Below are 24,133 nucleotides of genomic sequence, written 5' to 3'. Positions count from 1 at the left end.
CTACCAGTGGGGATTAAAAAAGATGACCCCTGATGAATACAGAAGTCATCTTCTTTCAGCCTAGTAGCTTTTTATTACGTGTCCATAAATTGGGTCACAGTTCAGGGATTGAGGGCCTTTTTCGTTTAGTCAGGTTATTAACCTCATCTTGTGTAACCTAAATTTCATTACGAAAGGTCGGTTTTCAATTTGAGTTTAATTATTTTGTTTGAGAGATTTCATTAACGATTTGAGACAGTGCCTCCCTGATGGGCGTAACTGGACGACCGAGCAGCTTTTCAAAATCGTTGCTTTCGATCAACAGTGTGCCTTCCCGAATGCCTTGCTGGATACCTACGAGAATAGAGATGACGAAGTCGGGTACACCTGCGCCTTTCATAATGTCGGCATAAGTGGCGTTATCGACCTGTTGCACAGGTACTTCCTTGCCTAATAACGTGCCAAGAGCAGACGCCAGTTCTTCTTGAGTCATCAGTTTCCCGAAAGTTCATAAATCGTATTCTCGTGTCCGTTCCCCTTCCAATACTGTTGCAGCCGCCTCCGCATAATCTTGTTGTAGTGCCCAACCCACCTTTCCAGATCCAGCAGAGGTCACCCAAGGAGCTCCTGCCATCACGCCTTGTATGCTTGAAATTTCATTCTCCAAGTACCAGTTATTGCGTAAGAAGGAGTAAGGAATGCCCGTTCTAACGATGGCTTCTTCCGTGGCACGGTGTACTGGAGCAAGGAAAATCGTGCTTTCACTTGCATTGGCTAGGCTGGTATATGCAATAAATTTAACTCCAGCACGCTCTATAGCAGCTACAGCATTTGTGTGCTGCCGAATTCTTGTTTCGTTGTCTCCATCCGCAGAAATAATTAATAAGCGATCGACACCTGCAAAAGCAGAATCCAATGTTTCTGGACGGTCAAAATCTCCTTGGCGAACTTCTACTCCACGAGCTCGAAATCCTTCCGCTTTCTCTGGATTGCGGACACTGACAGCCAGATGACTCGCTGGTACAGTTTTCAATAGCGTCTCTACAACTTTCGTTCCCAATTTCCCTGTCGCTCCTGTGACTAACATTTTCATCTTCTATTCCTCCAAATATGTTTTGTTGTAATTATTATTGTTATAACTTTATTAGTTACAACAAGTTTATACAATAAAAGCTCTCTTAAAGGAGCTCTTATTTTTTGAACCTTGCTGTGAGCTGGCCCAAAGTCGTTTGTGCCAACCTGTGTTCCATAACGGATTGAGCCTCATTAAACTCGGATTGGAGAACCAACTCAATGTTCCGCCCGGCTGGGCATCGCTCATTCTGATCTTCGTTGAAAACGGAATAATTGAGATTCTTCAATCAAATTTGCAGCCCACATCAAGAAGCGTAATTCCTTAGGTGCTTTGAGTAGAGAAGCATCTTCTACCCCAAGACCTACTTCCACTAACCCTACCATTTTTAACATTCCCATAATTCTTCGGATCACCACAGGTTTAGTATTTACGCTACCTGCAATGAAGTCCCAGCACATTCGTTCGAACTGACTGCAATCAGGGAAAGGATATGAACAGCGATTGAAAAACGCGTGCTTATTTGCTTCAAGCACATCACGACCGTTGTAACCATTTTAGTTTCCCCCGATTACAATTGCATCCAAAATAACTGTCATTCAACCACCCCATCATTATTGTTTGCATTCTGCAAGTATTAGAGAAAAAACGATTACCCCAAAGGGGTAGTGCAGCATAAACTCGATTTCGCCATGGCCTCATTCAATAGGTTGATTGAACGAATAACGGTTTCAAATTCGTATTTTGGCTAATATCTACACCAGCTTCATTCATCACTTGAACCGCCCGAGGATTCAGTCCATGCGCTTCTAGCCCCGTTGTAGTTTTTCGGGATGCTTTTGCGAAAATACAGATACAAGACTGTGAGGCTCGAAATGATAGAAAAGATATTTGGAACAATCATACGGCTCGCGTATTCCACAAAACCGATGTTGAAATAATCAGCAGATACAATATTTAGCAAGTTGCTTACGACAAGCGGTAAGGATGCTGTATCGGCAATGAACCCACTTGCCATAATAAATGGCAGAATCATCTTATCATCAAATTTAAGCGCCCAAACCATGGCGTGTACGATGGGTGTGATGATCAAGGCAGCACCATCGTTAGCAATCAGCGCTGAGACCGCCGATCCAAGCAGGATGATGAACACAAACATCAGTATACCGTTTCCGCGCGCTAGTCGGGCCATATGTAATGCTGTCCACTCAAAAAATCCGATTTCATCAAGCACCAATGAAATTAAAATAATAGCTACAAACGCTAATGTTGCATTCCACACAATGCCGGTTACTGTACCTACATCCGCAAAACTAACCACACCGAAAATTAATGTGAGAATGGCCCCGACACTTGCCGACCAACCAATATTTAATCCCTTTGGCTGCCAAATGACAAATGTTAAGGTTATTAAAAATATAAACAGCGCTGTGATAGCCATTGGATCCTCAACACTATTCGCAATCATTTTTTAGTTGATCGTTTTTTTCTTTTAATGACGGAATATAGCCCAAAATCGCCCCAATGTAAGGCTTATCTTCAATATTTAAGGAATAATAAATCCATTGGCCTTTACGCGTTTCGTTCACAAGAGCAGCTGATTTTAATTTACGCAGATGCTGGCTCGCGTTAGGCTGCGACGTTTCCAACAGACCTACAATGTCGCAAACACAGAGGGCTCGGTCTTTCAATAACGCCATCATCGTGAGTCGGGTTTTGTCACTGAGCAGCTTTAAGTTTCCTGCCATTTCATTAATTTGCTCCATATCGCTCCTCCTCTCTCTATTCCTATACGACCTTGTGCTCTTTTAACAGCTGAAACACTTTTTCTTTGATCAAATCTCTTACAGCTCGAAATTCTTCAATTTTCCCCTCGCCCTGATTTGGTGTAACCTATTCACCTCATATTTAAGAATTATAAAATAAACATATATTAATATACTTATATAATCAATTGATTATATTATTAAAAGTTTGTAAGCAGGAAAAAGTTAGTGGGTCAGCATGGTCTCTGCTGAGCCTTGTCCCATTCTTATAAAGCGCTGGTAGTTCACGAATCTATTAGAAAAGGCCTATAATTACAACTGCAAATTCCATTAAGATCTTTATTTTCTCTGGTCAGGATGTTGAAAACGTTCTGCTTAGGATCCACTCTTGAATTTGGCTTCAGAGCATACTCAAGCACCGGAACCATTTTGGGAGTACAAGCAAAAGGGACAGTCTCCAATTGAGAGAATGTCCCTTTTCTTCGTAATTGTCCTTTGGTAAAATTAAGCTAACACAGCAAAATGACCAAGGAAGGATGTTTCAATGTTGTGTACATTCAGTTTTGTTCGAATTCTAGAACGGGATTTCGAATCTCTCCATAAACCAATCATCGATATATTTTCTGCGTGAAAAATACTTGTGCCTTTGTTCCAAAACTCCGTCTTCAACGACCAGAGATTCGATATGATCCGCATTGGCGTAGGTTATTAACTTTTTGCATCTTTGGATTCGCTCTTCAGAAAAATGGCTGTATGCCATTCGCATGAAGTTGTAATATATGGGTTCCCAACTGATGTGATAAGGGTGAGATTTTCGAAACAAATGGAGAATCTTTACTTCAGGCAAAGTGTAGCATTTATAACCGAACAACCACATTTTCAGTGAAATCTCCACATCTTCATAACCCCATGTTTTGAAGCCTTCATCAAAACCGCCAATGTCGAAAAACACTTCTCTGGATATTGCAAAACAACCGCCAGGCAAAATTGCGCATGGAAAGGGAGTTGCCTGCCATCCATTCCATTGTACTTGCAGGCGTTGATCCAGCGTCTGGCCATACCCGGCGATATGCGGCAAATCCATTTGTGCAATTGCAGGGCATATTCCGTCAGTCAGCCCGGCTTCAATCGGTTCCAGTAAACGGTCAATCCAAAGGTCTTCAAAGCTCAAGTGAGCATCACAAAATATCATATACCTTCCCTTGGATATCCCGGCCCCGAGGTTTCTGGCTTTAGCGGCCCCGATTCCTTGGGTCCGGATCAGTTTGATCCGAGAGACTTCTTTATGAGAAGTAATGAAATCACAGCATCTGTCTATCGATTCATCATCGACAATAACGATTTCGAATGGGTAACCGGATTTAGACGCCACCACCGATGCGACGGTCGATTCCACATAGGTTCCTTCGTTTTTCGCCGGAATAATAATGGATACTAATGGTAGGTCTTTATTAACATTCATCATTCTCACCTTGCATTTAGCGGTTGCAATATATTTTCAAGGAGCTTGATATTGTTTTGTATTTGTTCGTTGTCAGGTTGATGGCTCAAGGCAATAAGGTTATGCTCATAGGACAACTCGTACTTCCCTAATTCATAATAACAATGGGCAAGTTGCATGTGAGGCAACCAGGTTCGGCTTGCATGATTCAGGATAGCCCAGCGATTTTGGGGAGTTGGAGCGTCCGCGGCGAGTTTATACCAGAATATGGCCTGCTCGATCTTTTGACCTTGCAGGAAATGATATCCTAGACGGCAGCAGAACTCGGGACGTGGAACGTCATATTCAAAAGATCTCCAAATAGAGGCCCATTCTTTTTCCTTTTCCCCAAGGAAGTAATAGCAGTCAGTCAACTTGCCACAAACGAAAATTTTGTCTTCTGCGGAAAGTTCAGAAAATTCCATACATTGTAAGTAAAATTCTATAGCTTTTTCGTGCATCTGATGATGATGCAGTTCCCTCGCATAATGGAAGATATCCCTAGGGCTCAACGGTCTGCCTGCAAGCAGCAGTCTTTCGTATATTTTCAAATTTCGGTCGGAAGGACCGTGAACCTGTTTGTGAGTGATGGCGATATCGCTGTCCAATAGGCAATCTCGGTTTATGACCAAATCTTCGTGAACGGCACCCTGCCATTGATAATTTTTCGATCGTTTGACGAGGCGGTTTCGTCGGACTATCAGATTCGGTTCTCCTTGTTGATCGAATGCGCAGTGATAGTCCATGGAGACAACATCCACTTCGGGATCGAGCGTTTGCTTCAATCGGTGCAGTTTCTGATGGGCATCGGCGAGGAGCACATCATCCGCATCGAGCCAAAGGATGTAGTCCATCGTCGCTTGGGCGAAGGAGAAGTTGCGCGCCGCAGCGAAATCATCGATCCATTTAAAGTCGAAGACAGGCCCAGTATACTTGCCCGCGATTTCTTTCGTTTGATCTGTTGAACCCGTATCGACTATCACAATCTCATCCACAACACTACGAATAGATTCTAAACAACGTTCCAAGGTATCTTGTTCATTTCTCACAATCATACAAAGACTGATGGTTATCATTCTGAACACCTCTATAAGTGCTCCCTTAGAATAGACTTTCGAAAAGTTAATCCGATTAATATTCTAGGAGTGCATAAATTAAATTCGATACTCACGAAACGGAATAATCGTACGCTAACGAATCGGCAAGCCTTGCCAGTCCTCCGTTTGCAGGCACCGACTGTTTCAATGTGTCAGGTTGAAGTGTACTTGTGATTGGCGTCAAACCGTAGTCTCAAAATCGTCTGGATAGGTCTATAAGCCTGACGGCTCATTCACCGGTTATATGACCTAACTGGATACATCGATGGCCTAACGTACTTTATTTTCCGTTTCGAGAGGTGACTCCTATTTTGCTAAGCTCTGCGGTCCTGTCTTAAAAAAACTCCTGCCGCAATGGCAACGACATTGGAAAGGTTACTGACCGGCATGGGAGACATTGCTGTTGATATTCGTCCCATTGACTAATTGATTCGTTTCGCTGCATCCAAAGAAGTTAAGGGTTCACCGCCACGCCTTGCGGCCCAATACCGACGGTGATGGTTGCTATCACACTGTTATTAGTTCCGTCAATTACCGATATGTTACTGCCTAGCATATTTGCTGCATAAATGCGGTTGGTTCTTACGTTGACCGCCGCTCCGGCTGGAGTATTACCTATAGGGACGGTCGCTATGACATTGTTACCGGTCCCGTCAATCACCGACAAATTGTTGCTGCCTGCATTCGCCACATAGATGCGGTTAGTAGTCGGATTCACCGCCACGCCCTCTGGACTAGTACCAACGTTGATCGTAGCTATGACAAGGTTAGTGGTCCCGTCAATCACCGATACGTTGTTGCTGTTCCCATTTGACACATAGATGCGGTTGGTCGTCGCGTTCACCCCGACTTCATCCGGACCCGCGCCGACCGTTACGGTCGCTATGACACTGTTGCTGACTCCATCAATCACCGATATGTTGTTACTATTAAAATTCGCAACATAAATGCGATTGGTCGTCGTGTTCACATCCAAGCCATCCGGAGCTGTACCGACGGGGACAGTTGCGATGACATTGTTACTGATCCCGTCAATCACCGACACGTTATTGCCCAAACTATTCACCACATAAATACGGTTGGTTGTTGCATTCACCGCCACACCCGCTGGTTGAGAACCGACCGTTACGGTCGCTACCACACTATTACTGGTTCCGTTAATCACCGATACGTTATTGCTTCCAAAATTTGTTACATAGATACGGGTGGTCGTTGCGTTTACCGCCACGCCAAATGGGTTAGTCCCGGCGGTGACCGTTGCGATCACACTATTACTGGTACCATCAATTACCGATACGTTGCCGGTACCTTCATTGGCCACAAAAATGCGGCCACCTGGTGTCGGTGTTGGTGTTGGTGTTGGTGTTGGTGTCGGTTTCGGTGTTGGTGTCGGTGTCGGTGTTGGTGTCGGTGTTGGTGTCGGTTTCGGTGTCGGGAATGGCGTTGGTGTCGGTTTCGGTGTCGGGAATGGCGTTGGTGTCGGTTTCGGTGTCGGGAATGGCGTTGGTGTCGGCGTTGGTGTCGGTTTCGGTGGTCGTATTCCCATTATAAAATTCCTCCTTTTTCTGCACTACAGTCTAATGCTATTCTTACATCAACGGAAGGGTGTGGGCAAAATTTCATGGTCTTATTATTTCTTTCTGAAAAGCCTCCCATTGATTTTATATATTCAAAAGGCCGGGTGAGTACCTGCTGTGCAAATCGAAGTGCTAAATCTCCATATTTGTATTTTTCCTAATCGTTTCCTCCGAAAATCCAGCCAGAGCTTTTGCAAATTCTAATGGTCTAGTTATAACCCGGCTATGCAGATGCGGATCTTCCTTTAAATAGGCTGCCATTTTGTGCTGGTATTGTTCGTCCCGTCAATACTGCCAAAATTTGATCAAACGAAAGCAGTCGTTGATTGAAATTATAGTTAAGGTTTCACCGCCACGAACTCTGGATTAGTACCGACGGTCACAGTCGCTACGATACTGTTACTGGTCCCGTCAATCACCGATGCGTTGTTGGTACCAAAATTCGCCACATAAATGCGGTTGGTCGTCGTATTCACCGCCACGCCAATTGGAGTAGTGCCGACTATGATGGTGGCTATAACATTGTTACTGGTCCCGTCAATCACCGACACGTTGTTGCTAGTTTCATTTGCAACATAAATGCGGTTGGTCGTCGTGTTAACCGCCACACCTTCTGGACTAGTACCTACGGTGACGGTCGCTATGACACTGTTGCTGGTACCGTCAATCACTGACACGTTGCCGGTGCTATTTGCCACATAGATGCGGTTGGTCGTTCTGTTCACCGCTACTTCATCTGGACCAGAACCGACGGTGACAGTCGCTACGACACTGTTACTGGTCCCATCAATCACCGACACGTTGTTGGAACCTAAATTTGCTACGTAGATGCGGTTGGTCGTTGTGTTCACTGCCACACCATCTGGACCAGAACCGACGGTGACGGTCGCTACGACACTGTTGCTGCTCCCGTCTATGACTGATACGGTGGTACCGGAGAAGCCGCCATTGGCCACGTAAATACGGTTGGTCGCTGTATTCACCGCCACACCCGCTGGTTGAGCACCGACCGTAACGGTCGCTACCACACTATTACTGCTCCCATCAATCACCGACACGTTGTTGCTAATGTTATTTACCACATAGATGCGGTTGGTCGTTGTGTTCACCCCGACTCCTGTTGGAGTAGCACCGACGGTGACGGTCGCTACGACACTGTTGCTGGTCCCGTCAATTACCGACACGTTGTTGCCAAAGGTATTTGATACATAAATGCGGCCACTTGGTGTTGGTGTTGGTGTCGGTGTCGGTGTCGGTGTCGGTGTTGGTGTTGGTGTCGGTGTCGGTGTTGGTGTTGGTGTTGGTGTTGGTGTTGGTGTTGGTGTTGGTGTTGGTGTTGGTGTTGGTGTTGGTGTTGGTGTTGGTGTTGGTTTCGGTGGTCGTATTCCCATTATAAAATTCCTCCTTTTTCTACACTACAGTCTAATGTTATTCTTACATCAGCGGAATGGCATGGGCAAAATCCCACGGTCTAAATATTTCCTTCAGGAAAACCTCCCGCCTGGTGAGTATCCTGCAGTGCAAATCGAAATGCTACCTCTCCATTTTTGCATTCTTCCCTATTATTTCCTCCGAAAATCCAGCTAGAGCTTTTGCAAATTCTAATGGTCTAGTCATAACCCGGGTATACAAATGCGGATCTTCCTTTAAATAGGCTGCCATTTTATGTTGATGAAGACTATTGATTTCAAGGATCCATACTTTGAGATCGGGATCTATCACCACATCGACTCCAACATCGCCGGAAGGCCCATAAATTTTTTCGATCGTCTGGCAAGCTTTCGAACAAATCGAAATTACTTCCTTTTCTTTGTTAGATACCGCTTCCTCATCGAGATGAAAGATGTCGTGCAGAACATTCTTGGATAAACCAATAGACTTTACATCGTTCGTATAGAATCTTCCGCTTCTTCCGAAACGTGCGATGATTCCCGAACAGGTCCAATTCAGGCTGCCGTCTTTTTGCAAGATGACCCTAAAGTCCACATTCCGTTTATGATATGTCATGGTTACAGGTTGTTGAATCAAATACCGTTTTCCCTTTTTCAAACGATGAAGGAAGGTAGAAACTTGGCTTGCATTTTTAATTATGCTCTTTACCTTATAACGATTGGTAAACAAGTAGCCATTTCTTACCTTTTTGGCCATTCTGATTCCTTTGCCCATGGAACTGTTGGCGGGCTTCAAATAGACTGATCCATATAGTCTCAACATCTCGTTTAAATCTTGTAGATGATTTAATTGTTTAGTATGAGGTAAATGTTCCTTTAACAGAGGATTGGATGACAATAACTTCCATAAATCCCATTTATCAAAGCAATAGGGATTAAAAATCTTCCGTTCGATATGTGTGATCAGATGATCATAGAGTAAGTTTTTGCTTACTTTTATTCTTCTATAAACTGCGCCGGGATAAGGAAAGATTCCTTTTTCCCACTGTTCTTTCCCTTCTGCATTTGGATTAAAGTAATAACCCTTAATAGTTTGATTCTCAGGGTTTATGCCATTCAAAGAACAAACATAAATAAGCCCCTTAATCTTTTCATAATTCATTAGATATCCCCTGTATTTTTCCAGAATTTCGGCTGTTAGCTTGTTCCCTTTGCAAAATAATAGAGCGATTACAGGGCCGATATGCAGGTTTGTTCCGTCCAAATAGATTTCGTAAGGCAATGTGATAGGCATAGTAAAATTATGTTTAAAAGCTTCAGGTAACCCGATGACAAATTGCGGCAGAAGATCGTTGATTTGCACCTTAACTTCTTTTTTCCAGGCTCCAATATGAAGCCGTAAAGATGACGGCATTGTCCGGAGATCGTCGAAAAACCACTTCGATAGGCGGATTTGATCAGGTTTCAGTTCAGGAATCCATTGAATAAACAACTCCATTCCCCCTCTTTTCATTCTAATAATTCCACGCATAACCAATGTATGACGTGCGGTTACGATGGTAAGGGCGAATGTCAGATCATTAGGATAGGCTCTGGTACAAATCGGGTCATTGCCGCAAAAAACACCCTATCCATTGTAAGCCGCCACAGCAAAAAGACCAAGGAAGGTTGTTTCTCATGTCTCAACTTATCCCGCTGGCGATTACAGAAGACGAAAAGACTGCTGGAGAAGGGATCGAGTTCAAATCCGGCTTGCACAAGTGCGGCTAAGCCATCAATGGATTTTCGCAGATCCGTGCTGCCGCATGCCAGATACACGCGGTCGATGTTGGCCAACGTCAGCATGACGGCTCTAGTGCTCGAACGATTTCACGAAGCAATTCGGGATTAAAGCCTGCCTTAACTTCGACTCCGATGTGTCCAACACGAACCATGAGGGAAGATGATGGCGTGGAAGCCTCGGATGGGGGCTAGCGATGGCAAGAGGAAGCCAAGTAGTAGACGAGGGTGTAGAGGAAGAGAAATGATTCAAATTACGGAGCCAATATTTTAATTGATGAATCGTCTGGTTATGCCTAACGCTTACAAGAATGGACGACTAGAATCACAGACTTTAAATCCAGCGATCTGACCATGTCTGCCTGGTGTGAAAATGTGGGGAGTATTTGACGCTTACATTGAACATACGGAAATGAGATAAAGTTCCTGTCACCTGACGCCAATATTGCTCTACAGACAGACCTGTTGAAACAACCCAACATACTCAATCAAAATTTCAACTGGAAGACCTACGCCTCGCATACATTTGATAAATTCAACCCACCTGCAGTCTTCTTCCGTATAATCCCTAATCCCTGATTCCGCTTTTATTGCGGTTCACACGTGGAATAAGTCCGATTCGTTCATAATAGCGAAGTGTATCCTGTGACAAATCGAATTTTCCACTTACTTCTGCTATTAACATGCATATTTCACCTCCCAATTTGAGATCAAGAACGCCCATGAAAATGGTTAGGGCGTTCTTGTCGTTTCATATATCAAACTGCACCAATTACCGGATGGGGAACATATGGCTCTTCCAGCCTTTCAATTTCTTCAGGTGTTAATGCAATCGAAAGAGCAGCTACCGGATCTTCGAGATGAGACATCTTCGCAGCACCGATACTGGGAGCTGTTACTGGTTCTTTCTGCAATAACCAGGCAAGTGCGATTTGAGCGCGGGGAACGCCACGTTTTTCTGCGATTACCGCAACTCGCTCCACAATCAATCGATCAGTACTTGCAGTCGTACACTTCGGCAAAAGCGGCGTTTTTTTTGATTTCCGTAATACCTCCACACCAGCAAACGTCCGGCCGCAAGTAATCGACAAGCCCGTCTACAACCAATTCGCGGAAATCGTATTATTATGCCCCCGCTCGCCCGTGGCAAGCGGAATATTCGTATGCTGTCAGTACCTAGCCAGCGCCTGCGGATTTTCGTGTCGAATCGGATCTTCGATATAGAGCGGCTTGAATTTGGCGACCCCTTCGGCAAGCATGACCGCATAGTCCGGATCGTATCGGCCGTGACATTCGATGATCAGGTCCACGTCGTCGCCGACCGCTGTACGAATGCCCTCCGTGTATTCGATTTGCTGCTGGACGGCTCGCTTGTGGTCGTGCAGGTCAATGTCGTCAGTATCGTGGAAGCCCCGGTACCGGATGGCCGTAACCCCTTTGGCCGCCAGCTTTTTGGCGTTTGCGGCGATCTCCTCGGTCGAATGACCGGTAATATGGCCGTATAAACGAACCTTCTCCCACGCCATTCCGCCCAGCAGCTGATAAACCGGCACGTTATGCGCTTTCCCTTTAATATCCCACAAAGCCATATCGATAGCGGCTATGGCCGAGCCGGTCACCGGTCCTCCCCGGGCAAACAGACGGCGGAAGCAGACCTGCCATAAATACTCGATGCGTTCCGGGTCCTCCCCAATAATGTACGGCTTTAACTCCTCGATCATGCCGATTACCACCAGCGGGGTGAAGTTCGTGCCTTCTCCATAGCCGGTGATGCCTTCATCGGTTTCGATTTTGACAAATACGCCGTTAGCTCAAATACACGTAACATTCATAATTTTCAAAGGGATACCGCCTCTCGATTTTTCCATTTAACCTTTAATAGAGCCGAGCATAACGCCTTTGGCAAAATATTTTTGCAGGAACGGGTAGACGACCAGAATCGGCAGCATTGCCACAACGACCGCCGCCATGCGGATCGTCTCCGTAGGTATCATCTTATCCTCAGCGACCTCCTTTTTAAAGTGCTTACAATTCTAGGATCATGCATTACGGCGCTCAATAGCCAATATTTGATAATCGTTTGTTTAACCAGGTTCCACTGTGCCAAGATCAAATAATGAGTGTCCAGCGCCGAATAATCCTATAACCAAACAGCCCTCCCGCTGCAAACTCCGTCAAGTGTGATAGATTGACCTTCCCTGACCTTTGGAACATGATTTTACCGGCATGGCTGGCTCATCAGACATATCTTGCTTATCTACACAAGCAAAAAAATCCCCCGGATTTGATGGATCATCCACCTAACCGGGGGCCGCCTTCGATTTGTATTTTTTACATTTGTATTTACAAACTCGCCCTACGTTCCAAAACCTCACCGTTCTTCAAATGTACGACTGCCTTCCACTCCCGGTCGCCGGGACGCACTTTCCAAGCTAATTGTCTCCAGTTAGAGTCGAAGTTGAGTGTGAACGGTTCCACGTAATTGGTGTATATCAGTTGACCATTACAATAAAAATCGACATAGTCAATGGTTTCTGGATACAGGCTGGCGAGGCGAACCCAACGCTGTCCCTCAAATTCCATCGCATCCCACGAGTTCTCTAGCTTTATAAGCATCCCACCAAAACATTGCGTTGTAATGCTCCTCCCAAATATCCCACCTTTTCTATTATTATATACAATATTTAGTATCCTCGTATAGTAAATGAGAACTGCAAGGCTCTCTTCAACCATTAAGATAACGAGAACGGAGCCATTGTACCACAATGAGAGAACATCAAAAAACGACTCAAAGTAAAAGAGTCATTTCCTTCAGATTTGGAATATTTCTTTTCGTCATAACCGCACAAAATTCACGGCCGTCTGTGGGTAGACTGGCTGTAATCGTTTTCATTACTAATTGCAAGATGCCCATGTTTGGTGCCACGTAAATCCACTAGACGTTTGCCTCCTCGTTCGTTTAAAACTGGGGAAAGATAGGAATACTCCTTCAATCGTCTGATCTTGATTCGAAGGCAACTCTCTATCACTATTCATTATTCATAAATTACACTATTTTCGTTGCAACTTAACAACGAAACATGAACTTATTCATTACTATGTATTTTATGTTGTTGATTTTAATATCTCTTTCTTCACAACTTCTGAGCACCCTTGATATCTAGTGTGACTCATAATGAGTTTAGCCGTAACATTTTTACGTCCCTGCCTTTTATAATAATTTATCGTATCATTAATTTTTCTAATCAGGAAGTTCTCCGTGATCTCCACATTATCCTTTAGATATTGAATACTGCTAGGTAATTTATCTTTATGTATTCTGATTAATATTTGATCAGAATCGCTTAACTTTTTTAGTATCGTTTCCTTTGCAATCTTATTATCCGGTGGATCTAAATAAAGGTCTTTTACGACATTAATAAGCTTTTCAAGTAATTCAGCATCACGTTCTTCCCAATTAATATTTATTCTTTCTTTGCGCTGCAAGTACGAATCAAGCCAGGTTGGGTCAGATTCCAATAATAGCTTCATTTTGTGTGATCCAATTTTTTTTAAGTTCAGTCCGCGATACATTTTCGTTTGTCTGTAGTACTTCCAAAATACTTTTCTTTACTTGATTAAGCGAATACTCTTCAAAACCCTCACAGGTTCTGATCGTGTAAAATATCTCAAGTGATTGATGCTTTTCATATAGAGAGACATACTTCTTTACAGTATCTGCATTTGTATTCATAATCCTAGATGTTTCGTTATAGTTTAGATTGGAATAATATGTTTTTATCATCATATCAAACCAATAAATACTATGGAGTTGCTTTTCAATCCTTATTTCTCCCTTTTTTCGAATTGTTCTTTTATAGTAATTTACTTTACCAATACTTTGAAATTTCTCAGGATCATTAAGATACCCCTGCTTCCACACTGATCCGTAGTTAAGTACTTTATAAGTATCGTTATCCACCGATAAACTGTAAACAAAATCACATTCCGGACATGCAAAAACAGCCTCCATTCTTTTATTTTGCCTTGAATATCTACGCTTAATTTTAGTTAATATTTCTACACCGTCTTTATATGCTTTACAATATTCATTACGACACTTCCAAGGGCCATTGCCAAATGGAATCGGCTCGAATAATAACGGAGGCTGTCTCTCGAAAAAATTTTGTGCTCCCCCAGCGAATTCAGCCATAAACCCCAAATGTACTAAGAGGTCTCCACTATATATCAGATTTAGATATCTTGAAACAAAGTGGCTATCGTTATTAATGCTTACTCCTATTGTTGACATCCTTGATATTAATTTTTCAATAAATAATCCTCTTTGTTGAACGTTATTGTTTAAATTCATATATTCATAACAATCGTATCTATAAAGAATGTCTTCCCTTTTGAGTGATAATCCATTACTGAGAAGATATTGGATACTGTTCAAAAAATTAAGTACTTCTATGGGTATATTTACTTCTGGAGAGAAAAGATTCATACCACAATTTATGCAGGAAGGATTATACAAAAGCCTTTGACCTGTTACTAAAGGGGCTTCGCAGATAGGACATTTAGTAATTAGTCTTGTTTTATGTTTATGACAGTATTCCAGTTTGTTTATTTGATGTATTCTATGGACAAAGCATTCACCAGACTCATAGTCACTTTTGAGACATTCCGTACAATAACGAATTTCTTTAGATATGAAAGATGTATACTTTGAAGCAATTATACCTTTTGTTGATATTCCTGAGATAAAATCCATTAATGCTGACGATTGATCATGTTTAAGAAATGGAATTACTAAAGGTAGGTAAGTATGTTTACTGAGAAAATCAAAGTAATCTGGAGGTGTATTCGACATTAATTTATTGATTATTACTGCCATATTTACGGGAAGTAAAGTAAGAACACTTACGTGCTTACCTATTAGCATTTTATTGGTTTTTGTTACTCTCTGGTTACGATTACTCATTCTATGCAATCGATACAAAATGCTTCGATGGTCTTCATCCGGATACATAGTAATTGAATAATTGAGCTTATTCATAGCTTTATGCCCCATTTTCATTTTTGAGGTTATAATATCCATAATATAACAAAATTATACTTATTGAGCCGCCAGCAGTGAAGTATTGGTTTCGTGTAAGCAATATGGTTGGTCGCCGATCCTGTCTCGATCACGCTATAGATCGCCGCGCTGTCCGCAGCCCCTCTAGGTGTGTGGGTGAGTAACCAAAATTTTGCGTCCGATTACGAAGAGCTGATCGAACGATCACTATGGTTGTTGCCGATCTCTAGCACCAGGACTCTCACGCGTTGACGCTACCGGATGTTTGCCGTCTCACGTAATCTTTATCGATATTATTGTTCTTTGATAATAAAGTTGTTTAAATTGGACGCAGAAAATGCAGTAAACCCGGCCTCATATGTAGGCCGGGTTAGAAATAAAGTTGTTTAAAAACATTGAACTAACGTGTCCTGTTTAGTTTAATTCCATGAGTATTTGTTTTGCATAGGAATCCCAATCTTCTTCGTCTGTGTTTATCTCTAAAGTGGGAATTAGCGATTGTTTCGCACAAATGCGAAGTTTCTCCTGATCCTCTAAGAACTTCTGACATGCCTCCGTTACCGTGGAGTGGTTTTCCATCACATATGATTTCCAAGCTTGGCTACGACTTTCAATAAATCTGGGCTCAACAGCATCTTGGGACAAGGTTAAGAGTACACAATGTGCATTCAGTCTTGATAGACGTTTTTCCAGCATCTCAATTTCTGCAAAATTAATAAATGCCGCTCGATGATTTAGATGGAACCTCTCTAATAGATAAAATACACCGTTTGATGGTTTCGTATGACCAAGTGAATCAATCCAATTGTATTGTTGTTCAAGATAACCAACATGACGATTTAAAAGCTGAATATGTTCATCCTTGTCCATCGATCTCAAGACACCTTGGTATGAATGCAAAACTTGTGTATAATGTTCACTTATCGCAATAATCGTTTTTTCACCATGGTGTGTTTGACTATGTACTTTCTTTATAGCAGAAAATACTGATGTTTTTCCTGCGGTAGATAACCCTTCGATAATTACTCCCCGAATCATATTTCACCTCTTCATCTTTTCCGTACCCTACCCACGAGTTTAACGAGGCTTCTAGATCAATCTCACGACAGCCGCGAGATGTTTTTTTGAAGTATCGTTTTCCGTTAGCGAAATATGCAAGTCATGTACTTAGTGGCAAGAGCTATTCGTTAACTAAGAAAATTTTGATTGCTATTGTTACTTAATATAATAAGCTTCTCATTATATAGTTTTAACTTGGCCTCAAAACTGCATCTATTTTGTTCAAAATTACGTGTCCATTTATACATCATCTTTAACATCATAATATTCGATTTATAATTACATTTTTCAATACCAAGTTTTTGCTTAAAGTACCGGGTTAGTATTCTTATTTTTCTTTTCCACAAAGGGGTATCAATAAATATAATCGTATCTGCCATCTCATACAAACATTGGTATGATTCTCTATCTGTTCCTTCAAATATCCAAGTTCCTTTTTTATCAATTTCCATAATTACATCAACTTGCTCATCTGATGTGCGTTTATATCGCCCCGTTGATGTTTGATGATGAACGATGGAATCGAGTTCATACCAAGGAACATTAATTTTTTCAGATAAGCGTTTTGCCAAGGACGTCTTGCCACTAGCTACAATTCCAATAATGAGGACTTTTTTCATATTTATTTGACCCCCACATCAGCGATATTTGACGTACATCTTTCTTATCTTCGTCATAGACGGAGGTATTCCTTTCTATGGAATTAACTCTATAGATAACTGTCATAAAGGCTGCCGATCTTACCGGCAGCCTCGACTAGTGTTCATGGAGCTATCGTTCTCCGTTAGTTCATAAAGGTTCTCTTTTATTCACCTTTTGATTGTTTCTAGCCCTTTTTCAAAGGATACTACGTCAATTTACTTTTTAGCTTTTCCTTTCCTCTCATCTGCCAACACACTCATTTGATATAAACTCCAATATTCATTTCCCATTCTTCTGCATTGACGTATATATCCTTCTTTTACAAACCCAGCATTTTCATAACATGCAATTGCTGACTTATTGAAATCAAATACAAATAAGTCGATACGGTGCAGCCCCATTTCTACAAATCCAACTTCTAATAGTTCACTGACCATCTGAGAGCCGTAACCCTTACCTCGAAATCGTTCGTCTACCAAAACACGACTAATTGTCGCTGAATTATTCCTTAAGTCAACATTATTTAATTCGATATGTCCTACTTCTTCGTTTAATTCAGTATTAATAGCAGTATATATTTTTCTTAGTGGTTTTTCCACGATCGATGAGTGATAATACTTTTCAAGTTGTTTACGGTCTAATGGATAATAAAACATAGGACCTGCCCATTGAAGCAAAAATTCTGGGGTCTTTGCCCAATTAATTAATCTATCGAAGTCATCTTCCTGAAATCTCCTTAGTTTAATCATTAAGCATCATTCCTCTCATTTAATAAAACAAGGCAGGATTCAGCGTTATTATAAGTAATATATATACTGAATAAGCTTGAGCCCTTTAGAATAAAGGGCTTAAGATTTAGTATATATACTAAATCTTATACCAAAACTTTATAGTTTAAGTGCTGATACTCTTTATATCAATTAAGCTCCGTTAGATAATAATATTGGTATATGGATATGCTTAAAGGAGGGATGTAATTTTCCCTCCTTTTATATTCGCAATTGAAAACGATTGAGAATCAAAATTATCTCTACAACTTGGAATTTATCAATTTGACTTTCATAATAGCATTTAAAGGCATATTACATTATCAATTGTTTTTTACTTTGTATTATGCTCATTTTGTTCGCTCTACAGAATACAGAAAAAATTCCATATCTATATTCCTAAAATTCTTAGTATCTTTATCAATAATATTCATACCGTTTCGAACAGCAACTTTTTGAGAGGCTATATTTGTGTCCCTAATAATAGAATAAACCCTATTTGCATTAAGAACTGAGAAAGCGTATTCCTTGCAAGCAATTGCCGCTTCTGTTGCGTAACCTTTGTGCCAATACGCTTTTTGAAAAAAAAAAATCCTATTTCCAAAATTTCTTTTTCTCTCCAGCCTTGCATTGTCAAGCCACATTGACCAATCATTTCGTTTGTTTCTTTTAATACAACAGCCCAAAGTCCAAAACCATACTCTTCATATCTTTTAAGATGTCTGTTAAGCCAATTTTGTGCTTCTTCTAAGTTGAATGCACTTTCATAAGCAGCACGCATTACTTCCTCATCACACAATATTCCGCACAATGCATCATAATCGGACTGCACCATTTCTCTAATTATAAGACGTTTTGTTTCTATCAAAAATCTCCCACCTTTCTATTATATCAATAACCTTTCAAAAATTCCTTGCTTATTATTAAATCTACTCACTTTATATTTCCTCCTTAAATTGGGAGTTATCAATGCGAGTAAAAACCCAATAAATTCAAATTTATAACTATATTACTTACGTCTTTACTTCACAATCGCTACCTATTGCGTATTTTGTGATATCGTAACCCGTTAGCTCAATCGACTCTTTTGAAGTAAATGTACAGGCAAAAAGCTACAACAATTCGATCAATAACAATCCCAGTACAAATACCAATCATTATTATCTTTAGATTTATAAATATATATGTTCCCATTGTCTCCGATCATCAATCCAGGCTTCTCTTCAGATGATATTTGAAGTATAAAATCATATTTCTGAGATATTGGAGATTGAATATATGATGCGAAGCCTCCGATTTTAGTTTTGCTATACGGAAAAAACTCATCAAAGAATCTATCGCTTAACTCTTCAGATTCATTGATTTCAGTCATATCCATATATTCCCACGATTCTTCCCAACTTGGATAATCAGGCTGTTCATTAGCCGTCCATCTAATTGGGAAAGGTTTTAATACTTTTGCTGAATTTGGGGCTTCAACTATTGAAAGTTCGTCCAAACTCTTATGAAAAATAATTTTCCAGCCATCACCATTCCTAAGTATATCTCTTGATAGTCTCTTTTCATTAATGAAGATTTGCACAAGTTCGTTGTCACCGAATTTTTCCTTTCCGACTTCAATATCTGGCACATACAACTGTAATATCGGTATTAGCAGTGTTCCATTCTCCTCAGGCCAATCTTCATTTTTGCTTCTTAAGAAGTTACCACCGATCCAATTGTTATCTGTAGATAAAGGACGAAACCCACCAATGTTTGCGATATAAGTAATTCTTCCTATAGTACTGAGATCATCAAAAACGCCCAATTTGTTTTCCACCTCGTCGATATTATGAAACTGTAGATATTTGAACTTTACAAAATTTGCTTTATAAATGTATTCGCTGAATACATTATTTACCTTTTAGGCGGATAGACAATTCCGCTAAACTGCCCGTTAGCACAACGCGGCTGCCGATATATGCCGGCAGCCGCGTCGTGGTGTTTATTGAACGCTATCGTGTCCCGTTAGCGTAGCAACTGATTAACCTTAGGTTTATAAGAAGCAACAATAAAGCACATCAAAACGCTTATCACACCACAGATAATATAGGTATACGTGTAGTAAGGCGCTGCCTCGCCACGTATGAACATCATAGTTGTTCCATTCGTCGATCCGTCACCGCCACCATGCACTAATAAATAGCCAATTAGATATATCAACCATCGTTCACAAATGACAGGAACTATACTTACCCAAAGTGCACCAGAGCGTTTATTGACAAAAGCTTTTTTCGTATATATGCCAGCTAAGAGATACGGAAGAATCAACAAGGGCATCCCAATAAAAGCGCCAGATAAGTCCCAATTATGGTCAGCAGGTTGTTTAAAGAGGATATAATACAACGTAAACATTGCATACAGAGTAAGGAAATAGCTACACGTAATAATCATCCAGCCACCAATTATCTTTCCAACCATTTATGACACCTACCCAGTATTTTCTAAAAAGTATACTTATAGATTAGACGAAAATGATAATAAAATGTTGCGCTGCCCGTTACTTCAACAGGCTGCCAAGTTTACTCGCAGCCTGTTTTTTTACTATCCTTCTCGGTCAGCAGAGTACTGCACTTCACCCTTTACGCTTTTGAAAATCTATCATGAACTCAGCGAGATCTTTACAAGCTTGATAGGGAACAGCATTATAAGCAGATGCACGTAGCCCCCCAACACTTCTATGGCCAGCCAAACCATCAAAACCATGAAACTCGGACTCCTGAACAAAAAGTTTCTCCAATTTTTCATCGATCATTCGCCATGTGATGTTCATCATTGAACGAAACGGTTTTTCAATAATTCCTTTGTAGAAGCCACCACTGCTATCAATCACATCATAAAGAAGGTTTGCTTTTTGAATATTTATTTTCTCTATTTCTGCGATACCTCCCTGTTGGTTTGCCCATTCAAGCACAAGTTTCATCATATAAATCGAATGAACTGGGGGTGTATTGTAAAGTGAATTGTTTTGAGCGTACGTTTTGTAATTCAGAATTGCTGGAATGGTGTTAACACATTCTTTCAGCATTTCTTCATGCATGACCACAACGGTTGCGCCTGCGGGTCCAAGATTTTTTTGAGCTGAGGCGTAAAACATTGTGAACTTGTTAAACTCAAGTTTCCGACTAAGTAAATCACTTGTCATGTCCCCAATAAGGGGAACTGTAGTCAAGGGAAAATCACGAAATTGTGATCCCTCAATCGTATTATTAGTTGTGATGTGGATATAGGCAGCTTCTGGATCTACGCTTAAATCGCACACAGCCGGAAGACTGCTCCAATTTTGTGATTGACTACTCGCTACAATTTTTGCATTGCCAATCGTTTGGGCTTCTTTATATGCCTTTTCCGAAAAACTACCTGAAAGAATATAGCTTCCATTCCTTTTTGGTGACATCAAATTCATCGGCACCATAGCAAACTGCATGCTTGCGCCACCACTCATAAATAAGACTTGATATTTAGGATTCAAGCCCAAGAGTTCAAGCATGATCTGCTGTGTCTCCTCGAATAGTTGCTCAACATCCTTACTACGATGAGACATCTCCATAATTGACATCCCGTTCCTATATTCAATAAATTTGTCCTGTGCTTGATACAGGACTTCAAGAGGAAGAGCAGCCGGACCCGGATTGAAGTTGTTAATACGATACATTTTTTCGAACCTCCTTCAATTTTTGAAAACGCAAAAACGCCCCTCGTCTTATTGGGACGAGGAGCGTTTGCTCGCGGTGCCACCCAACTTGATCGAACATAACTGTTCAATCCTCTTGGTTCCGTGAAAACGGTCGGGGCCGGCTAACTTAGGATCATCATTTACATGATGCTCTTGACGGAAACGCCTCCGAGTTGGATTCTCATCATAGGCATAATTTAAGTATTGATTTATATTCAGTTAAACCTACTACAGGTATTTTGTCAATGTATGTTTTTCTCCTAATTTGTTATTTGTTGTTACCAAGTTCTACTGCCCGTCAACGTAATGAAGCTGCCGATCAGCCGGCAGCCTCGTCCTGGTTTCTTATTGAACAAACGTATCCGTTAGCTCAATGAGTCAGTTAAATAGTATCCCTTTAATGTTTGCTTCGAAGGCATCTACGGCCTTGGCAGAGTTATTACCCAACACGTTAGCTATTAACGTCCCATATTATCCAACGACACCTTTCATCGCTTGATACATTTTTTCTACGTATATGTCGATTTCGTCACGTGACATGCGCAGGCGATTCATGGACGAGCCATAGCCAATCTCCTGTTTACCTTCTTCAAGTCCCTGGAAAATCCCATCCGCGAATGCATCTAAAGGTTCTCCATTATTACGGGTGAAGGCAGTTTGGACTGCCGGCGGAGCCACTTCAATGATTTCTACAGATGCATCGGAAAGTTGGTGTCTTAGACTCATTGTAAAGGAATGTAGTGCCGCCTTTGTTGCTGAATAAATTGGGCTAATTGCTAGGGGGGTGAAGGCCAACCCAGACGTAACATTCAAAATAGCCGTATCTTGCTTTGTTGAAAAAAATGGTGCGAACAGCAGAGAAAGATGAACAGGTGCTTCAAAGTTGATCGCAATTTCACTGTTGTAATAGCTCCAATTCTCTTTTTCTTTCAACACATGAAACTGGTCCCCAATCCCCGCATTATTCACTAATACGTTGACGTCTGGATAATTCGTGGTCACCCAGTCAAACAACGCTGTACGCTCAGATTCAAGCCCAAGATCACTAACTCGAGTAATGAGACTTGGGAACTTCTCCTTAGCGTCCTGCAGAACACTTTCACGTCGTCCGCAGACAATGACCGTATTGCCAGCTTTGATAAACCGCTCTGCAAAAGCTAGACCAATTCCAGAACCTCCGCCAGTGATCAGTATCGTGTTCCCTGAAAGTTTCATCAGAGTTGCCTCCTTGTTTTTTTAATTTAATGTGTCTAGTTCCCCTTATTAGAAACGTGTGGCAACTTCCTTAGCATGAGCAATTGCCTCTTCTTTAATGGCTGGAGCTCGCTCTGATGATGCAGTTCCTTCAACAAAAATGGCCTCCATAGATTGAATCCCATAGAATTGCAAAATCTTTTTCAGATAGCTGTATCCCATTTCAACTTCAGAAAGCGGACCTTCCGAATAAACGGAACCGCTAGCTTGAATGTGCAAGGCTTTCTTACCGGACAACAGACCTTCAGGACCATTCTTAGTATATTTGAACGTCTTGCCCGGAATTGAAGTCGCATCCGTGTATGCTTTCAAAACCGGCGGGATCGAGAAATTCCACATGGGGGAAACATACACGTACTTATCGGCAGCCACGTATTGATTGACAATCGCGTCAAGACGAGCTACTTTTGATTGCTCGGCTTCGGACAGTTGATCGAAAGACGAACCCGACCGAAGCTTTTCCCAGCCTCGCAAAACATCTGCATCGAATTGCGGAATATTCTCTTTGTACAGATCCAAATAAACAACTTCATCTGTTGGATTAGCTTCACGGTACGCTTCAATAAATTCATTACCTACCGCGAGGCTAAAAGATTCCTGAGGATCAAGGGGATGTGCGGTGATGTACAATACAGTTGCCATAAATCAAAACTTCCTTTCTGTAATCAAATCAAGTACACTTTCTAGATTGATCATATAATATGTACTTACTTATTTAAAGTAGGCACAATAATGTGGTATAGTATTAAAAAAGGTACTGTAACGGAGGTCAACGTATGCAAAAGAACCCTGTCCAATGTCAATTCGTTACGGCGCTGGATTCGATCGTCGGCAAGTGGAAGCCGATTATCCTTTATCATTTGCTTCAAGGCAAACCTCTGCGGTTCAATGAGCTAAGAAGATTGCTGCCCGATATCACGCAAAGGATGCTTACGCTCCATCTGCGCGAAATGGAGGAGGAAGAGCTCGTTAAACGAGTCATTTATCCGCAGATCCCGCCGAAAGTGGAATACTCCATCACGGAATACGGCATGAGTCTGTCTCCAATTCTGGAAGCCTTACATCAATGGGGAGCGGCCCATGTGGAGCGAAAGCAGCTTAATAAGGAGAATAATGAACAAACAGAAACGGACTAGCGTTCGAAATTACGCTAGTCCGTTTCATTCTGTAGTGAGTCAAAAAATATAACGAAAGTGAATATAAGGTATGTCTAGCACAGCGACCGAATCACACAAAGTTATTTCTGACCTTACTTTGGCACATATGTTTTCCTTAAATGCTTAGCCTCTTCGAAGTATTTCACAAGAAGGCACCTCATTATTTTTCTGTTTTGTGTTAATATTGGAAATATTTTATCACAACTTATGGAATGTATTGCGTTAACCTGCCCGTCCCTCGGTTTTAAGGGTTTCTCTCACGAATACTCACTCATTCGCAGGATTTCATCACCCGGAAGATAACGATTGCCTGGAAAACAAACTCATTTGGTTAAGTGG

At 41.5% G+C, this 24,133-nt stretch carries 24 protein-coding genes and 7 pseudogenes; 1 reads left to right on the top strand and 30 read right to left on the bottom strand.

What is annotated here, in order from left to right; all coding sequences use genetic code 11:
• Positions 1–199: 199 nt before the first annotated feature.
• The 30 genes and pseudogenes from ACFQ0C_RS32165 to ACFQ0C_RS32020 all read right to left on the bottom strand — a co-directional run bounded on the left by ACFQ0C_RS32165 (position 200) and on the right by ACFQ0C_RS32020 (position 23,279).
• Positions 200–1,072, bottom strand: a pseudogene (locus ACFQ0C_RS32165) (SDR family oxidoreductase).
• Positions 1,073–1,296: 224 nt separating this feature from the next.
• Positions 1,297–1,452, bottom strand: coding sequence for a hypothetical protein (locus ACFQ0C_RS32160; protein WP_379373019.1), 156 nt, complete (start codon positions 1,450–1,452; stop codon positions 1,297–1,299).
• 334 nt (positions 1,453–1,786) lie between these two features.
• Positions 1,787–1,873 (bottom strand): annotated as a pseudogene (locus ACFQ0C_RS32155) (arsenate reductase); the annotation flags it as partial.
• Positions 1,869–2,492, bottom strand: a pseudogene (locus ACFQ0C_RS32150) (ArsB/NhaD family transporter); the annotation flags it as partial. The pseudogenes ACFQ0C_RS32155 and ACFQ0C_RS32150, both read right to left, overlap by 5 nt.
• 13 nt (positions 2,493–2,505) lie before the next feature.
• Complete coding sequence (locus ACFQ0C_RS32145) at positions 2,506–2,817, bottom strand: ArsR/SmtB family transcription factor (RefSeq protein WP_379373017.1); 312 nt, start codon at positions 2,815–2,817, stop codon at positions 2,506–2,508.
• Positions 2,818–3,391: 574 nt separating this feature from the next.
• Complete coding sequence (locus ACFQ0C_RS32140) at positions 3,392–4,279, bottom strand: glycosyltransferase family 2 protein (protein WP_379373015.1); 888 nt, start codon at positions 4,277–4,279, stop codon at positions 3,392–3,394.
• A gap of 5 nt (positions 4,280–4,284) precedes the next feature.
• Complete coding sequence (locus ACFQ0C_RS32135; RefSeq protein WP_379373013.1) at positions 4,285–5,373, bottom strand: tetratricopeptide repeat-containing glycosyltransferase family 2 protein; 1,089 nt, start codon at positions 5,371–5,373, stop codon at positions 4,285–4,287.
• A gap of 475 nt (positions 5,374–5,848) precedes the next feature.
• Positions 5,849–6,715: a YVTN family beta-propeller repeat protein gene (locus ACFQ0C_RS32130; protein ID WP_379373011.1), complete on the bottom strand. Its 867-nt coding sequence runs from the start codon at positions 6,713–6,715 to the stop codon at positions 5,849–5,851.
• Positions 6,705–6,965 carry a hypothetical protein gene (locus tag ACFQ0C_RS32125; RefSeq protein ID WP_379373009.1) on the bottom strand — a complete coding sequence of 87 codons (261 nt, stop codon included), beginning with the start codon at positions 6,963–6,965 and terminating at the stop codon, positions 6,705–6,707. Before ACFQ0C_RS32125 ends, ACFQ0C_RS32130 begins: the two co-directional genes overlap by 11 nt.
• Positions 6,966–7,309: 344 nt before the next feature.
• Positions 7,310–8,362 carry a beta-propeller fold lactonase family protein gene (locus tag ACFQ0C_RS32120; protein WP_379373007.1) on the bottom strand — a complete coding sequence of 351 codons (1,053 nt, stop codon included), beginning with the start codon at positions 8,360–8,362 and terminating at the stop codon, positions 7,310–7,312.
• Between the two features lie 142 nt (positions 8,363–8,504).
• Positions 8,505–9,524, bottom strand: coding sequence for a YheC/YheD family endospore coat-associated protein (locus ACFQ0C_RS32115; RefSeq protein ID WP_379373005.1), 1,020 nt, complete (start codon positions 9,522–9,524; stop codon positions 8,505–8,507).
• Between the two features lie 410 nt (positions 9,525–9,934).
• Positions 9,935–10,207 carry an IS66 family insertion sequence element accessory protein TnpB gene (tnpB, locus tag ACFQ0C_RS32110; RefSeq protein WP_379373003.1) on the bottom strand — a complete coding sequence of 91 codons (273 nt, stop codon included), beginning with the start codon at positions 10,205–10,207 and terminating at the stop codon, positions 9,935–9,937.
• A 396-nt stretch (positions 10,208–10,603) separates the two neighbouring features.
• Positions 10,604–10,826: pseudogene (locus tag ACFQ0C_RS32105) on the bottom strand (MerR family transcriptional regulator); the annotation flags it as partial.
• A gap of 73 nt (positions 10,827–10,899) precedes the next feature.
• Positions 10,900–11,148 (bottom strand): annotated as a pseudogene (locus ACFQ0C_RS32100) (aldo/keto reductase); the annotation flags it as partial.
• Complete coding sequence (locus ACFQ0C_RS32095; RefSeq protein ID WP_379373023.1) at positions 11,135–11,221, bottom strand: hypothetical protein; 87 nt, start codon at positions 11,219–11,221, stop codon at positions 11,135–11,137. The pseudogene ACFQ0C_RS32100 and the gene ACFQ0C_RS32095, both read right to left, overlap by 14 nt.
• An 89-nt stretch (positions 11,222–11,310) precedes the next feature.
• Positions 11,311–11,931, bottom strand: a complete 621-nt coding sequence (locus ACFQ0C_RS32090) for an enolase C-terminal domain-like protein (protein WP_379373021.1) — start codon at positions 11,929–11,931, stop codon at positions 11,311–11,313.
• A 78-nt stretch (positions 11,932–12,009) separates the two neighbouring features.
• Positions 12,010–12,129: pseudogene (locus tag ACFQ0C_RS32085) on the bottom strand (ABC transporter permease); the annotation flags it as partial.
• A 355-nt stretch (positions 12,130–12,484) separates the two neighbouring features.
• Positions 12,485–12,757, bottom strand: coding sequence for a hypothetical protein (locus ACFQ0C_RS32080; protein WP_379373001.1), 273 nt, complete (start codon positions 12,755–12,757; stop codon positions 12,485–12,487).
• Between the two features lie 489 nt (positions 12,758–13,246).
• Positions 13,247–13,714, bottom strand: coding sequence for a TnsD family Tn7-like transposition protein (locus ACFQ0C_RS32075; RefSeq protein WP_379372999.1), 468 nt, complete (start codon positions 13,712–13,714; stop codon positions 13,247–13,249).
• Positions 13,650–15,179 carry a TnsD family Tn7-like transposition protein gene (locus ACFQ0C_RS32070; protein ID WP_379372997.1) on the bottom strand — a complete coding sequence of 510 codons (1,530 nt, stop codon included), beginning with the start codon at positions 15,177–15,179 and terminating at the stop codon, positions 13,650–13,652. Before ACFQ0C_RS32070 ends, ACFQ0C_RS32075 begins: the two co-directional genes overlap by 65 nt.
• Positions 15,180–15,614: 435 nt before the next feature.
• The gene (locus ACFQ0C_RS32065; protein WP_379372995.1) at positions 15,615–16,238 is read right to left on the bottom strand and encodes a hypothetical protein; all 624 of its coding nucleotides are present in this window, start codon (positions 16,236–16,238) and stop codon (positions 15,615–15,617) included.
• 149 nt (positions 16,239–16,387) lie between these two features.
• Positions 16,388–16,879 (bottom strand): P-loop NTPase family protein, encoded by a 492-nt coding sequence (locus ACFQ0C_RS32060; RefSeq protein ID WP_379372993.1) that lies wholly within the window; start codon positions 16,877–16,879, stop codon positions 16,388–16,390.
• 237 nt (positions 16,880–17,116) lie between these two features.
• On the bottom strand, positions 17,117–17,650 hold the full coding sequence (locus tag ACFQ0C_RS32055) for a GNAT family N-acetyltransferase (RefSeq protein ID WP_379372991.1): 534 nt from the start codon (positions 17,648–17,650) through the stop codon (positions 17,117–17,119).
• Positions 17,651–18,018: 368 nt separating this feature from the next.
• The gene (locus tag ACFQ0C_RS32050) at positions 18,019–18,312 is read right to left on the bottom strand and encodes a GNAT family N-acetyltransferase (protein WP_379372989.1); all 294 of its coding nucleotides are present in this window, start codon (positions 18,310–18,312) and stop codon (positions 18,019–18,021) included.
• Positions 18,313–18,332: 20 nt separating this feature from the next.
• Positions 18,333–18,503, bottom strand: a pseudogene (locus tag ACFQ0C_RS32045) (GNAT family N-acetyltransferase); the annotation flags it as partial.
• A 291-nt stretch (positions 18,504–18,794) separates the two neighbouring features.
• Positions 18,795–19,475, bottom strand: a complete 681-nt coding sequence (locus ACFQ0C_RS32040; protein ID WP_379372987.1) for a DUF1963 domain-containing protein — start codon at positions 19,473–19,475, stop codon at positions 18,795–18,797.
• 200 nt (positions 19,476–19,675) lie between these two features.
• A complete protein-coding gene (locus ACFQ0C_RS32035) occupies positions 19,676–20,128 on the bottom strand; it encodes a hypothetical protein (RefSeq protein WP_379372985.1) in 453 nt (150 codons plus the stop codon).
• 154 nt (positions 20,129–20,282) lie between these two features.
• A complete protein-coding gene (serC, locus tag ACFQ0C_RS32030) occupies positions 20,283–21,362 on the bottom strand; it encodes a 3-phosphoserine/phosphohydroxythreonine transaminase (protein ID WP_379372983.1) in 1,080 nt (359 codons plus the stop codon).
• 492 nt (positions 21,363–21,854) lie between these two features.
• Positions 21,855–22,598, bottom strand: coding sequence for an SDR family oxidoreductase (locus ACFQ0C_RS32025; RefSeq protein ID WP_379372981.1), 744 nt, complete (start codon positions 22,596–22,598; stop codon positions 21,855–21,857).
• A gap of 48 nt (positions 22,599–22,646) precedes the next feature.
• Complete coding sequence (locus ACFQ0C_RS32020; protein ID WP_379372979.1) at positions 22,647–23,279, bottom strand: FMN-dependent NADH-azoreductase; 633 nt, start codon at positions 23,277–23,279, stop codon at positions 22,647–22,649.
• A 134-nt stretch (positions 23,280–23,413) separates the two neighbouring features.
• Between ACFQ0C_RS32020 and ACFQ0C_RS32015 the strand changes: the two genes are divergently transcribed.
• The gene (locus ACFQ0C_RS32015; RefSeq protein WP_379372977.1) at positions 23,414–23,773 is read left to right on the top strand and encodes a winged helix-turn-helix transcriptional regulator; all 360 of its coding nucleotides are present in this window, start codon (positions 23,414–23,416) and stop codon (positions 23,771–23,773) included.
• The last annotated feature ends 360 nt before the right edge of the window (positions 23,774–24,133 follow it).

Source organism: Paenibacillus sp. GCM10027630 (genome assembly GCF_042676305.1).
GTDB lineage: Bacteria > Bacillota > Bacilli > Paenibacillales > NBRC-103111 > Paenibacillus_S.
Note: the sequence above shows the minus strand (reverse complement) of the source record. Positions and strands in the feature narration are given on the sequence as shown.